Annotated in this window: 12 protein-coding genes and 1 pseudogene; 7 read left to right on the top strand and 6 right to left on the bottom strand. The window is 64.0% G+C overall.

What is annotated here, in order from left to right:
* Positions 1 to 35 precede the first annotated feature (35 nt).
* Positions 36 to 866 (top strand): aspartate/glutamate racemase family protein, encoded by an 831-nt coding sequence (locus FVF58_RS41305; RefSeq protein ID WP_149675402.1) that lies wholly within the window; start codon positions 36 to 38, stop codon positions 864 to 866.
* A gap of 234 nt (positions 867 to 1,100) precedes the next feature.
* Here FVF58_RS41305 and FVF58_RS41310 read toward each other — a convergent pair whose 3' ends face one another.
* The 6 genes from FVF58_RS41310 to FVF58_RS41335 all read right to left on the bottom strand — a co-directional run bounded on the left by FVF58_RS41310 (position 1,101) and on the right by FVF58_RS41335 (position 8,634).
* The gene (locus FVF58_RS41310; RefSeq protein WP_149675403.1) at positions 1,101 to 2,036 is read right to left on the bottom strand and encodes a LysR family transcriptional regulator; all 936 of its coding nucleotides are present in this window, start codon (positions 2,034 to 2,036) and stop codon (positions 1,101 to 1,103) included.
* A gap of 39 nt (positions 2,037 to 2,075) precedes the next feature.
* Positions 2,076 to 3,110: an electron transfer flavoprotein subunit alpha/FixB family protein gene (locus FVF58_RS52345; protein ID WP_223191206.1), complete on the bottom strand. Its 1,035-nt coding sequence runs from the start codon at positions 3,108 to 3,110 to the stop codon at positions 2,076 to 2,078.
* Complete coding sequence (locus FVF58_RS41320) at positions 3,107 to 3,895, bottom strand: adenine nucleotide alpha hydrolase family protein (protein WP_188131107.1); 789 nt, start codon at positions 3,893 to 3,895, stop codon at positions 3,107 to 3,109. Before FVF58_RS41320 ends, FVF58_RS52345 begins: the two co-directional genes overlap by 4 nt.
* Positions 3,892 to 5,268 (bottom strand): FAD-dependent oxidoreductase, encoded by a 1,377-nt coding sequence (locus tag FVF58_RS41325; RefSeq protein WP_149675405.1) that lies wholly within the window; start codon positions 5,266 to 5,268, stop codon positions 3,892 to 3,894. Before FVF58_RS41325 ends, FVF58_RS41320 begins: the two co-directional genes overlap by 4 nt.
* Positions 5,269 to 5,282: 14 nt before the next feature.
* Positions 5,283 to 6,725, bottom strand: coding sequence for an FAD-dependent oxidoreductase (locus FVF58_RS41330; protein ID WP_149675406.1), 1,443 nt, complete (start codon positions 6,723 to 6,725; stop codon positions 5,283 to 5,285).
* Between the two features lie 109 nt (positions 6,726 to 6,834).
* Entirely contained in the window at positions 6,835 to 8,634 is a 1,800-nt protein-coding gene (locus FVF58_RS41335) for a sigma-54-dependent Fis family transcriptional regulator (protein ID WP_246217444.1), read from the bottom strand.
* A 348-nt stretch (positions 8,635 to 8,982) separates the two neighbouring features.
* Here FVF58_RS41335 and FVF58_RS41340 point away from each other — a divergent pair, with 348 nt between their 5' ends.
* The 6 genes and pseudogenes from FVF58_RS41340 to FVF58_RS41365 form a co-directional block, all read left to right on the top strand.
* Complete coding sequence (locus FVF58_RS41340; protein ID WP_246217445.1) at positions 8,983 to 9,888, top strand: VOC family protein; 906 nt, start codon at positions 8,983 to 8,985, stop codon at positions 9,886 to 9,888.
* 100 nt (positions 9,889 to 9,988) lie between these two features.
* On the top strand, positions 9,989 to 10,873 hold the full coding sequence (locus tag FVF58_RS41345) for an alpha/beta fold hydrolase (RefSeq protein ID WP_149675408.1): 885 nt from the start codon (positions 9,989 to 9,991) through the stop codon (positions 10,871 to 10,873).
* 11 nt (positions 10,874 to 10,884) lie between these two features.
* A complete protein-coding gene (locus FVF58_RS41350; RefSeq protein WP_188131108.1) occupies positions 10,885 to 11,460 on the top strand; it encodes a flavin reductase family protein in 576 nt (191 codons plus the stop codon).
* A complete protein-coding gene (locus FVF58_RS41355; protein ID WP_149675410.1) occupies positions 11,457 to 12,674 on the top strand; it encodes an acyl-CoA dehydrogenase family protein in 1,218 nt (405 codons plus the stop codon). The genes FVF58_RS41350 and FVF58_RS41355 overlap by 4 nt, the downstream gene beginning before the upstream one ends.
* A 90-nt stretch (positions 12,675 to 12,764) precedes the next feature.
* Complete coding sequence (dmpE, locus tag FVF58_RS41360) at positions 12,765 to 13,547, top strand: 2-oxopent-4-enoate hydratase (protein WP_149675411.1); 783 nt, start codon at positions 12,765 to 12,767, stop codon at positions 13,545 to 13,547.
* 20 nt (positions 13,548 to 13,567) lie between these two features.
* Positions 13,568 to 13,714 (top strand): annotated as a pseudogene (locus FVF58_RS41365) (acetaldehyde dehydrogenase); the annotation flags it as partial.

Here is a 13,714-nt window from a genome sequence, read left to right on the forward strand (position 1 = left end):
AGCACCTTTTCCGTTGACTTCCAGGGAATGACACGATGAGTATTCGCATCTGGCATCAAAGCTTCACGGTTCTGTCCGACCTCGGTCCGTATAGCGACGCGCTGCGCGAGCACTTTCGCGTCGTCGCGCGCGCGGACACCGAAATCATCATGCACGGCATGGCGCAAGGAACGTACCGCACGCATTACCCCGGCGACGACATCAAGTATGCGTCGCTACAGTTCCTGCATGGGCTGCAGTTTCTCGCAGCGGGTGTCCGCGCGGAAGAAGAGGGCTTCGACGCGTATGCGATCAGCACACTCCCGGAGCCGGCGCTGCGCGAGACGCGCTCGCTGCTCGACATCCCCGTGGTTGGCTACGGCGAATCGGCGATGCTACGTGCGTGCCAGCTTGGCAGACGGTTCGGCGTGCTGGTGTTTATTGACGAACTCGCCGAACTGGTCGCGGACAATGCAGCGCGCCACGGTCTCGGCGAGCGCTTCGTGGGAGCGCATCACGTTGGTTTTCGGTTCGCGGACGTGCTGGAGGCATTCAACGAGCCGTCGCGGTTGATTGCAACGTTCCAGGACAGCTCGCGGCGGCTGATCGCGCAGGGCGCGGAGGTCATCATTCCGGGCGAAGCACCGCTGAATGTCTTGCTTGCGCGCAATGGTGTTCGTGATGTGGACGGCGTGCCCGTCCTCGACTCCCTCGCGGCGTGGATCAAGGACGCAGAGTTGCTGGTCGATCTGCGCCGTGCGTCGGGCCTGCAGGCCTGTCGGCGCGGCTATTTCTCGGCGCAGCCCGACAAGGCGCGGGTGCGCGAAGTTCTTGCGTTCTATGGCCTGAATACGTTGCATGCCACTCGCGGTGAACCTCCGGGTTAGCCGTCGAGCCCGAGGCTGCCGGGCGCGACGCCATCCGGCGCAGGCGCGCCGTCAGCACGATGAGCACGTTTCGATTTGCACGCGCCGCTATTCAGATGTCCCATGCGCTGTTCGCTGCTTGAATCCGCAGCGGCGGACAGCTGGGGAAAGCGCGAAATGACGCGACGCGCAGCTGTGCCACCGCGCGGAGAGCCGCAAGAATCCGCTTTGCAGCCGTGTCGACAAATGAAGCGTTCAGCGACCGCGCTGCACCGGAATCCGCTCACGATGATCGGGACGGCTCTGTGACCCCACCACGTCGAGCAGGAAGTCGCTGAACACTTTCACCTTTGGCGACACGAAGCTCGACTTTGCGGACACCAGATGGAACACCCTCCCGCCGTGCTCCCATTCGTCGAAGATCGTGGCGAGTTTGCCGCTCGCGAGTTCGCTGCGCACAAACAGGTCGAGCACGCAGATCAGTCCGAATCCCTGACTTGCGGCATTGACGAGTGCGTCTGAACTGTTGAACGAGAGCCGCCCGGCGGGGCGCACGACAGACTCTTCGCCGTCGCGCGCGAACAGCCACGGCTGCAATGTAGGACGTCCGTCCGGGAAAAGACCGAGGCAGCACGACGGATCGAGATCCAACGGGTCCATTGTGCGGAGTCCGTCGACCACGTCGGGGCGGCCGCACACGACATAGCTCGCTGCGTAAAGCGGCCGGGCGACCAGGTCGGAATCTTCGACCGCATCCATGCGGATCGCGATGTCGATGCCACGCTCGATCAGCGCGTGCGGCTGGTTGGTCAGATTCACGTTGACCGACAGACCCGGGTGCTCCGCGAGCAGAGACGGCAGCGTCGGCAACAGCAGCGCGTGCCCGATCGCGATCGGGGCCTCGACGTTCAGCGTGCCGCGCACCTCAGCGTGCGCTTGCGCGGCCTCCTGTTCGGCAGCGAGCACGTCTTCGAGCAACACCTTGCAGCGGGCATGGAAGCGCTCGCCGGCGTCGGTGAGGCGCAGATGCCGCGTATTTCTCTGCAGCAGTGTGACGCCCAGATGCCTTTCGAGGTTGCGAACGCACGATGTCACCGTGGCGTTCGCGAGATTCAACGATTCCGCTGCCCGCGAAAAGCTCCCACACTCGCTCACTCTCGCGAATACTTCCATTGCCCACAGTCTGTCCATGCTGCTTGCCTGCTCCTTGATGGTGTTGGGGGCGACTGCCTACCGCGATCCGGCATTCGCGCCGCGCGCCGCGTCGATGCGGGCGATCAGCGCGGGCACGAACGTGTGCCAGTCGGCAACGATGCCAAGGTCTGCGGCACGGAAAATATCCGCTTCTTCATCGTTGTTGATCGCGACGATCCGCGTTGCTGTACCTATGCCGGCCAGATGTTGCGGGGTGCCCGAGATGCCGACCGCGACGTACACCTCGGGACTGACGAACTTGCCTGACTGTCCGACCTGGTGCGTGACCGGCACCCAGCCGGCATCGACGGCGGGCAGGCTCCCGCCGACCGCACCGTCGAGCCGGGTCGCGAGCTGTTCGAGCAGCGCGAAGCCCTCGGCGCTCTGCATGCCGCGTCCGCCGCTGACGACGACGCGTGCGGTCTCGACCGGCCGCCGCGCGGCGTCGCTCGGCAACAGGGTGATCTCTTCGGCGTCGTAAGGCACGCTCGCTTCTTCGTGCAGCACTGTGGCGGCTCGCACAGCAGAGGGTTGCCTGGCACTCGCTGGTTGCGCGCGTAGCGCGCCGAACCAGGGACCGGTCCCGGCATGCACGCGAACACTCGCGCGCCCTCCGAAGACGGTCCGGTGTGCGTGCGCGCCCGGATGGTCGAAGCCGAACTGCTGGATGCGGCCGAATGCGACACCGCCGCATGCGGCTGCAAGGCGCCCCGCGACTTCTTCACCGAGCGCGCTGGCGGGCGCGCACACGAAGTCATGCGGGCCGAGCGCCTGCGCGGCAAGCGTGCGTTCCAGCACGCTTGCGAGGTCGGCTGCCTGCACGGGGGCGCGCAGATCGGGCACGGTCACGGCCACGATCGTGCGCAGCGAAAGTCTTTGCAGCGCTTCGACGAGCTGCGCGTCGTAGCGGCGCGTCACGCAGACGGCCAGCACCTCGGGCGGCCCGGCATGCGCCGGCAAGCGCGCGAAAGTTTCGTTGAGCACGTCTTCGGCGTGGCGCACGAGTTCGTGCGCGTCGTCCCGCTCGGCGATCAGCAGGGCGATGACACGGGGAGTCGGGGCAGGGGTCACGTTGGGCTGGTCGTACAAAGGAGTTGAAGGACCGCATTCAGCTGGGCGTCAAGGCCGGCCGATGCGGGCAGCGGCGCGGCGCGGGCGCGGCTGGCGCCGGCGGCCGCAAGCAGTTGCGCCGGGGTGACGCGCGCGGCGGGCGGGTCGTCGCTGATGCAGGCGACACGGTCGATTGCGAGTTTCTTCGCAAGCATCACGTTCTTCATCAACGGATGGCGCAGGCGGTTGCCGCGCGCATTGGTCAGCGTGACCACGCACGCGTGAGGCACACGCACCTGTTCGGTTACGTCGGTGCGGGTACGCAGCGCGCGCAGGGTACCCTGCGCGTCGACGCGCAGCTCTTCGGCCATCGCAATCAGGCTGGCGGCTGCTGCGTGCGCGAGGCACGCGCCGAATGCGCCGTCGTCGAGATCGCCGAATTCGCGGCCAATCAGCCAGAGCGTGCCGGCGTCTGCGCCACGCAGGCCGGCGGCGGCCTGGCGCGCGAACGCCGCGACGTCCCAGTGCACTGTCTGATCGATCGCAAGCAGACCTACCTGATCCGGCTTGTGTGCGGCAACTGCCCGCATCAGTCCCTCGGCGCCGGGCCCGTCGGGCATGTAGACCGCAAGCGTGGACGAAGGCGTCGTCTCGCGCAGCCGCAGCGCGACTTCTAGCGCGGCCTCGTCGAACGGACTCAGCTTGCGCGCGATGCCGTCGAGCATCTCGGGTCGCTGCAGATAGTCGTGCGGCGGCAGCGGCCATTTGGGATCGAGAATACCGCCAAGCAGGGCACAGATCTTCATGTGCGCCTCGCTGTGCCGCATGCGCTGCGCGCGGCAAGACGTCCGAAGATGGCCGCCTTGCCGAGCGCGGTGCCCGTCATGTAAGCGCCGCCGTGGAAGCCTCCGACCACCTCGCCCGCGGCGAACAGGCCGTCGAGCGTCTCGTCGAACACGTTGACCACCGCCATCGAGGCGTTCACGCGCAAGCCGCAATAGGTGCCGAACACGGCGGCCGTGGACGGGTACGCATAGAACGGAGCCTGCTCGATCCGGCACAGCGCGCCGTGATGGTGGACGAGGTGCGTACGGCCGAATGCTTCGTCGCGGCCGGCATCGACGCCGGCGTTGTACGCAGTGACCGTATCGCGCAGCGTGTCGGCCGGCACCTCGATCAGTTGCGCCAGTTCGTCGAGACTGTTGGCATGGGTGAACAGTCCTTCGTCGAGGCGGCGCTGAAAATCCAGAATACGCACGCGGTCGTCGCCGCTGTCCATCACGTGTTGATCGAGAATCTGGAAGGTCGCGCCGTAGGGCTGGCGAATCGCCGCATCGCCGAGCAGCTTGTACGACACCGACTCGTCGACGAAGCGCCGGCCGTCCTGATTGACCGCGATCGCGCCCTTGTACACCGCGAGGCAACTGTGATGATTGGTTTCGTCGAGCGGATGCTTGCCGTAAGTCCCTTTGATATAAGCCATGTCACGCAGGTCTGCGCCGAACTCCATCGCCATCCTCAGGCCGTCGCCCACGTTGCCGTCCCCGCCGATGAACACGGCGTCGTCATATTGCGGAGCAAAGCGATGGACCATTTCGGCGTTGCGGCAAAAACCACCGCTCGCCAGGATCACGCCGAAGCGCGCAGTCAACGCGTGGCGCTCGCCGTCGATGGTTGCCTGTACGCCGGCAAATCGACCTTGGGCGTCACGGATCAGTCGGTGCGCCGGTGCGTTCAGATGCACCGTGACGCGTCCGGTGGCGGTACACGCGCGCGCCAGTTGCCGCACCGCGTCGGCGGGATCGACCGAATGCACGCGCGGCACCGACTGACCCGACGAGGTTTCAATCGACGGACCGAACACGACGCCGTGATTGCGCATCCAGTGATAGGTATCGAGTTGATGATCGACATAGGCGCGCACCAGCGTTTCGTCGTTGTCGAACTGGCCGACTTCGCGCAGGTCGGTGAACAGCAGTTCGTCGCTGTCCTCGACGTCGTGCCCGCGTTGCAGATCGGTGCCTGCGAACGCAAGACAGCCACCGCTCATCGCGGACGAACCGCCGGTTTCGGGTTGCTTTTCGAGCAGGGTCACGGCGAAGCCGGCCTGCGCCGCTTCGAGTGCGGCGCAAAACCCTGCCATGCCGCCGCCGATCACAAGAAGGTCTGGTGTCTTCATGGAATCCTCGTCGCTCACTGTCGGTTGCCGATGGTTTCGCCGGCCAGCTTGCCGAACACGATGCCTTTGAGCACCGACGTCGCGCCGGTGTAGTTGCCGTAATACATGCCGACCGTTTCGCCCGCGGCGTACAGACCGGGGACCGGCGCACCGTCGGTGTTCAGCACGCGCGCGGCGGCGTCCACCTTCAGGCCGCCAAACGTGAATACGTTCGCCGAGATGATCGGGTAGGCGAAGTAGGGCGCGCGGTCCAGCGGCAGTGCCCAGTTCGACTTGCGCGGCTCGACACCCAGGGTCGAAAGCCCGTCGGTGACGAGAGGGTCGTAGTGCCCGTCGCGGCACGCCGCGTTATATGCGGCGACCGTGGTGGCGAGCGCATCCGCCGGCATGCCAAGTTTTCCTGCCAGCGCGTCCAGGCTCGACGCCTCGATCGCCGGTTGGTCGGTGCGGATCGCGAGGCGGTAGTTCGGGATGTCCTTCACGCGCTGGTCGAGAATGACGTAAGCGATGCCCTCGTCCTGCTCGTAGATCTGGCGTGTGACGCGCTCGTACCACGCATCGACGGTGCCTGGCGCTTCGTCGGTAAAGCGATGGCCGTGTTTATTGACGAGAATCCCGTAGGGAAACACGAACACCGACGGCTCCGAGACACCCGAGCGCGGATCGACCGGCTCGGCGTGGTAACTGCCGAACTCACCGCACGGCGCCGCACCGGCGCGCAGCGCCATCGCGATGCCTTCGCCCCGGTTGTAATAGCCGCCCTTGCAGACGGGGCGAAGATAGACCGCGCGTGGTCCGAGATATTGCGCGAGCATCTCGGGGTTGCCTTCAAACCCGCCACTCGCGAGCACGACCGCGCCAGCATAGCGGCGGCGGCCCGCGTTGCGCTTCCACGCGGAAATACCGGCGACCGCGCCCTGTGTGTCGAAGATCAGGTCGCGCGCGGTGCATTCATAGTGAAACGTGACGCCGAGCGCTTCCGCCTGCGCGGCCAGCGTTTCGACCATCGCTTCGCCGCCCCCAACAGGCAGTAGTCGTGGCTGAGAGCTCGTCAGGAACTGCGTCGGCAGGAAGTCGAAGCGCACGCCCATGCCGCGCAGCCACTCTACGGCCGACGGCACTTGCGCAGCGAAGGTCGACAGTACCTCCGCATCGGCAATACCGAGCGCCCCAGTGATCTGCGACCACGATGCGCGATCGAGCGTCATCTCCGCCATCAGGTCCGGGTCCGTGTAGCGGCTACCATTCTCGGCGAGATGCTCTTCGAAGTCGTCGGACACCTCGTCAAGGCTCTTCATGCGTAGATACGCCTCGGTATAACGGCTTTGGCCACCACGCTCGTCGCGCGTCGCACGCTCCAGCACGCAAACGTTCAGCCCGCGTTGTGCCGCGCTCACGGCGGCCGATAGCCCGGCGACGCCGCAACCCACTACCACCACGTCGAAATTTTCGTCCATAGATATCCTCGTCCTCCCGATTGAACACGCGAGTTGAGAATAGGGGGCGCGGCGATCGCGGCATAGCCGGTTGCGGCGAATTCGCCTTTCGGGAAAGACGAAAGGTGCGCTAAACGCGGCCGTTTCGCTTCACACGATAGTCGAGCTGCGCGCGCGTCAGGCCCAGCAGCGACGCGGCCTTCGAGATGTTGCCGCCCGCTTCGGCAAGCGCCGCGTTGACGAGCGCGTCCTCGACGTCGGCGAGCTGAGTGTTCTGCTGGGTGATCGCAACCCGCGCCCATTCGTCGAGCGTCGCGCGTGCCGGCGCGGCGGTGCCGGACGCCGGCGGTTCTTCACCGACCATCAGCGTATTGCTTTTCACGAGTGTCCCTACTTCGGTCAGGCGCATCAAACTCGAATTCCCGAGTGTCGTGTCGACGCTGAAAAGATGGCGCAGGTCTAGCGATTCGCCGTCGTCAGCGAGAATGATGCCGCGCTCGATCACGTTCTCGAATTCGCGGATGTTGCCCGGCCACTTGTGATTGAGCACGGCCTGGAGCGCTCGCGGGGTGATGCCCGGCACGTGCCGTCCGTGCAGCGCGGAAAGCCGTCGGATGAAATACTCGATCAGCAGCGGCAGATCGTCTCTTCGTTCGCGCAGCGGCGGAATGTGAATCGGAAACACGTTGATGCGATAGAACAGGTCTTCGCGAAAGCGTCCTTCCTTCACCGCCTGCGGCAGGTCTTCGTTGGTGGCGGCCACGACGCGCACGTCGAGCTTGATCGTGCGCGTGGAGCCGAGCCGCTCGAACTCGCCGTTCTGCAGCACGCGCAGCAGTTTGCCCTGCGCGCTGAAGCTGAGGATGCCGATTTCGTCGAGAAACAGCGTGCCGCCATTGGCGGATTCGAAGCGTCCCGCACGCGACTCGGTGGCGCCCGAATAGGCGCCGCGTTCGACGCCGAACAGTTCCGATTCGATCAGTTGCTCGGGAATCGCCGCGCAGTTGAGTTCGACGAACGGCTTGTCGGCCCGCGTGCTCACGCGGTGCACTTCGCGCGCGACGGCGCTTTTGCCGACCCCGCTCTCGCCGGACAGCAGCACGGTGGCCCGTGTGCTGGCAACACGGCGCACCTTGTGCAGCACCGACGTGAAGCTGGCCGACGAGCCGACGAGGCCTGCCAGCGACGGCTCCGGATGAGCGTTCGCGGGCTGTGCGGGCAGCTCGTCCACAGAGGGCGCGCCTGCGGGGATCGACACGCGCGTTTGCTGCGCCGGCGTGAAGCCAAGATAGTGCAGATCCTCCTCAGGATCGTCCCAGCTTTCAACCGGCTGGGCGATCACGCGGCACTTGGTCTGTCCCATCGCGCGGCATTCGACTTCACGCGCAACAATGCGCTTTCCCATGATCTTGCTGAGGAAGCCGGACGTATACCCAATACCCATCCAGCACGCGGACTCATGGCCGACGCCGTAGTTCGCGATATGGATTTCGTCTTCGCAGCCGTGATTCCAGAAAAATTCGGAATAGCAATAGCCTCGCGTACTGTCGATTTCGATGTGAACCGGCTCCGCCTGCACGAAGCCTTCGAGCGCATGAAGCTGCGCGCCCGCGGCGATGATATCGAGTTGCGACTGATGATTGCGCACCTTCCAGGCCAACTCGGCATCGCCGGAGCCTGCCGCGTAACCGAGCCGCGTGAACATCCGCCGCGTCGCTTCGAGCCCGAGCGAATCGATCAGATCGCGTCGCAGCGCGCCCAGCACGTCGACCGACAGCAGCGCCATACGGCGGTCCTGCAGCCAGATCCGACCCTCGACCGGATTGAAATGCAGTTGCTCGGCGATGTCGCTGAAGTCCATCGCGTCGAGCAGAACAAATTCTGGCGGCAGCGTGCAACCCGTTGTGTTCCGGTCGATTGTGTCGTGCATGTTTGCCCCTTGCCTGCGATTGGATGTTGGTTGCCGGCACAACCTTAAAGGGTCGCCGGCGGGTGCGTAAATTCATGAAATCCCGCGGTCGCCCGCGAGCGAGGCGACGCGATTCATCATTTTCTGAATCGCGGGTGGGGTTCGCCTGTCGCTGCGATGGTTCGACGCAACTCGTTGTTTCACCGTACAGCCTTGTCTGGCGTGGCGCGCAAGCGATTACGGCGTTCCGCATCGCGCGCTTGGCACACCGTTTGCATAGTGTGGTCCACGATTCGCGAAAGTCTCAACGCGTTCGTGAATTCGAAAGTCCTTAATAGACATAAGCTGGATGGAGGAGATATGGCCAACATGGCTGCGGCAATTTCAAACCTCGGCTACGTGGTGTTCGGGGTCAAGGATCTGGGTGCATGGGCGGATTTCGCTCATAACCTGATGGGTTTTCAGATCGGAACGCGCGATGGCGGCAATGCGCTCGTGTTGCGAATGGATGAGCACGTGCAGCGCATCGTGCTGGAAAAGAGCGACGCTGACGATATTCAGGAGGCCGGCTGGGAGTTCGAGACTGAAGACGAGCTGGAGCGCTACGCTCAACAGCTTCGCGTGAGTGGCCTCGCTGTGATGCAGGGCGAGCGCGACTATTGCGCACAACGATGCGTAGAAAAGCTGTACTACTGCGAGGACCCGAACGGCTACCGGCATGCGTTCTACTACGGACCCGCGATCGCGCCGATGACCGATCCGTTTCGCTCCAGTGTGCTGCGCGGCGCAGGGTTCGAGACGGGGCGGCTCGGCATCGGCCACATTCTTACGCGATCGGACAATTATCCGGAGTCCGTTGCGTTCTATCGCTCCGTGCTCGGGTTGCGCGTCAGCGACTATATCCGCGAGGAACGCGAGCCGGGCATCGTCGTGGATGCGACGTTCATGCATACGAAGACCGGCCGTCATCATTCGCTCGCGACGGCGGCGATTCCCGGCCCGAAGCGGCTCAATCACGTGATGGTGGAGGTCAAGGAAATGGACGACGTTGGCCTTGCGTACGACCGCTGCATGGCGGCGGGCGCGCCGATGCTGCTGCATCTCGGCCACCATCCGAATGACCAGATGTTTTCGTTCTACGTGCAGACCCCGTCGGGTTTCGCGCTCGAATACGGCTGCGGCGGCATCGTGATCGACGATGCCACGTGGAAGGTCGTCAACTATTCAAAGCTGAGCGACTGGGGCCACAAGCGCACGCCGCCCGTGCCGGCCTGAACGCCGCAGGCGGCCTTACCCCCGCTCTTCCCGCTGAGATCACTGTGAACCGACACGTAGGGTCGGCGGGAAGCGTGTTGCCCTTTTCTGGAGATGGAAAGTGAGTATCTGGATTGATTTTCTTGGAGCGGAAGTCCGCTATGTTCACACGCCCCGCTTCGGTGCGACGCGCGTGATCGAGGCCGGCCGGCAGCACCGCGAGACGCTGGTGCTGATGCACGGCATCGGCGGTCATGTCGAGGCCTATGCGAAGAACGTCGTCGCGCTCGCACAGCACTATCACGTGATCGCGTTCGACTTCGTTGGTCAGGGGCTGTCCGAGAAGAAAACGGACCTCAGCTACGAGATCGATGATTACGTCGAGCAGTTGCGCGAACTGCTCGACGCGCTCGACATCGAGCGCGCCCACGTTTCAGGTGAATCGCTCGGCGGCGTCGTGACGGGCTGCTTCGCGGTGAAGTATCCGCAGCGCGTGCGTCGCATCGTGCTCAATACGACCGGCGGGATTCCGATCGTCAGCGAGCAGGGGCATCGCGACCTGAAGAACCTCGCGGAACTGAGTCAGCGCAACTTCGGCAAGCCGCCGACTGCCGAGAGCGTGCGCGCGCGGATGCAGTGGCTGATTCACGAGAGCAACTGGCATCTGCTCGACGACGAGCTGATCGGCAGCCGTCTCGCAATCTATTCGCGCCCGGACTTCCAGCAGTCGGCGCCGCTTGTGTTCGGCCGCCTGATGCGCAAGGCCGGTGATGACAGCCAGCGCATGGACATGATCGAACTGGAGCGGCTGCAATGCGAGACGCTGCTGCTGTGGACGAAACATAACCCTATCCACGACGTACACGCGGCGCAGGCCGCGTTGCCGCGGATCGCAAAGGGCACGCTGTACGTGATGCAGGGTGACGCGGCGCACTGGCCGCAATACGAGCATCCCGAGGAATTCAACGCGGTCATGCGTTCGTTTCTTTCGACGGGGCAAGTGTGATGGCAACCGCTATGACTACCGCGGACAGTGCCGTGGCCTGCGACCAAACGCTTGATGCCGGTGTGGATGCATCGCTTTTTCGCTCCGGCATGAGGCGTCTTGCTGCCAGTTGCACTGTGATCGCGTCGCGCAGCGGCGACGTGCGAGCGGGCCTGACCGCGACGGCGATCTGCTCGGTCAGCGCGGAGCCTGCGCGGCTACTGGTCTGCGTCAACCGTTCGGTGCGCGCGCATGCCGTCATCCGTGAATCCGGCCTGTTGAGCGTGAACGTGCTTGCCGGATGTCAGGAGGACATCGCGAAGCGATTCGCCGGCATGGTGATCAACGTGGTCGGCGATGACCGCTTTCGCGGCGCAGGCACGTGGCGCGACGGCAAGCTCGGCATTCCGATTCTCGAAGACACGCTCGTATCGTTCGGCTGCAGGGTTCTTGAGGAGATTCCGGGTGGTTCCCACACGGTCTTTTTGTGCGACGTAATCGAAGTGTGTTGTGAAAAAGAAGAGACACCGCCACTCGTGTATTTCGGTGGCAAATTCGCCCGTCTGAATCAGGCGGAGCCAGACAATTCCAAAGGAGGAGCAGCATGAACTCGGTTTTGAAAGAAGCAGTCGACTGTCCGATTCCCACTGAAGCGATTCTGGTTGAACGCGCGAAGGCCATGATCCCGCTGCTTCGCGCACGGGCCGCGGAAGTCGAGCAGGCGCGCTCGGTTCCGACCGACATCATCGAGCAGTTCAAGCAGGCGGGCTTTTTCCGCATTCTGCAACCGCGTCGCTGGGGCGGCTATGAAATGAATCCCGCGGTCTTCTTCAAGGTGCTGATGGAACTGGGCCGTGGCTGTTGCAGCAGTGCCTGGAACATGATGATTCTCGGCATCCACACGTGGGAGTTCGGTCATCTCGACCCGCGTGCCTGCGACGACGTCTGGGGCAAGGACGATTCGGTGATCGTCGCGTCGTCTTACGCGCCGTTCGGCACTTATCGCAAGGTGGACGGCGGCTACATCATCAACGGCCGGTGGCCGACTTCCAGCGGCACGGATCATGGCCAATGGGCGTTTCTCGGGCAGATTCTGCTCGATGAAAACAAGCAGCCGGTTGATCGCCTGTCGGTACTCGTTCCGCGCACTGACTACACGATCCTCGACGACTGGCACGTGTTCGGCCTGGCCGGCACCGGCAGCAAGAGCGTGGTGGTCAAGGATGCGTTCGTGCCGGAGTACCGGACACACAGTCTCGCGGACTACAGCATGAGCGATCGCGGCGACACGTATCTGTATCCGTTCTCGCAAATCTTCTACGCGGCGGTATCGTCGGCGATCAATGGGATGGCGCAAGGCGCAGTGGACCTCTTCATCGAGCAGATGCAGACGCGCCGCGATACGACCGGCGGCGGCAAAACGAGCTTGAGCCCTTACGTGAAGGATCGGCTCGGTAACGCGGTGGCGCGGGTGCGCTCATCGCGCGCGCGGATCCTGCACATGATGCACGAGACGACCCGCTATACCGCACAGCGCGAACTCGTGCCGCTCGACGAGCGCGTGCCGGGAATGCTCGACATCGCGCGCGTGGGCCGCGAGAGCGAGGAAGCGGTGATGCTGCTGTTCAAGGCGCTCTCCGCGCGCGGCATTTATCTCGACAATCCGTTGCAGCGCATCCTGCGCGACGTGATCGCGGCGGCCAATCACATCACGCAGAACGCGGACGATACGGCCGGCACGCTTGGCGGTTATCTGCTTGGCCAGCCGCTGCCGCCGCTGTTCTATTCGCGCGACCCGCTGCCCGCGCAGACGACGGCATAGCCGGCGCGGTTGCGGCGCGTCACATCCCAGGCGCGGCACGCGAGAAGCCGCGCCATTCCCGACATTCACGCATGACGCAGGAAACACGCAATGGACCCTTCACTGATTTCGGACCTCGGCGACGAGCTTTGGCGCGCGCAGCGCAGCCAGACGGCGATCAATCCGCTCTCAGACCGTTATCCGCAGCTGAGCATCGAAGACGCTTACCAGATCCAGCAGCATGTGATCGCCCGGCAACTCGACGCAGGCGCGCGAATGGTCGGCAAGAAAATCGGCGTGACGAGCGAGGCGGTGATGACGCTGCTCAACGTTCATCAGCCGGACTTCGGCTATCTGCTGAACACGATGCTGTGCGCGGAAGGTGACCCGATCGACACATCGAAGCTGATTCAGCCCAAGGCGGAGGGCGAGATCGCGTTTGTGCTGAAACACGATCTGAGCGGTCCCGGCATTTCGGTAGCAGACGTGTTGCGCGCGACCGAAGGTGTGCTCGTGTGCTTTGAGATAGTCGATTCGCGCATACGCGACTGGAAGATCCGCATCGAAGACACGATCGCCGACAACGCGTCATGCGGGATGTTCGTACTCGGTAGCCAGCTGGTGGACCCGCGCTCGCTCGATCTGCGTACGTGCGGAATGGTACTTGAGCGCAATGGCGTGGTAGTGACGACCGGCGCGGGTGCCGCGGCGCTGAATTCCCCTGCGAACGCCGTCGCCTGGCTTGCGAATACGCTGGGCCGTCTCGGCGTGTCGCTCAAGGCGGGAGAGGTGATTCTCTCGGGCTCGCTGGGGACGATGGTGCCGGTGAAGTCGGGCGACAACCTTCACGTTTCGATTGGCGGCATCGGCCAATGCTCAGCACGCTTCGTTTGACAGAAAGGGCAGCGAAAACCATGGCACGACAAAAGAACAAAGTGGCGATCATCGGCTCGGGCAACATCGGCACCGATCTGATGATCAAGATCCTGCGTCACGGCAAGCATCTGGAAGTGGCGGCGATGGTCGGCATCGACGCGGCCTCCGACGGCCTCGCGCGCGCC

Source organism: Paraburkholderia panacisoli, from assembly GCF_008369935.1.
GTDB classification, from domain to species: domain Bacteria; phylum Pseudomonadota; class Gammaproteobacteria; order Burkholderiales; family Burkholderiaceae; genus Paraburkholderia; species Paraburkholderia panacisoli.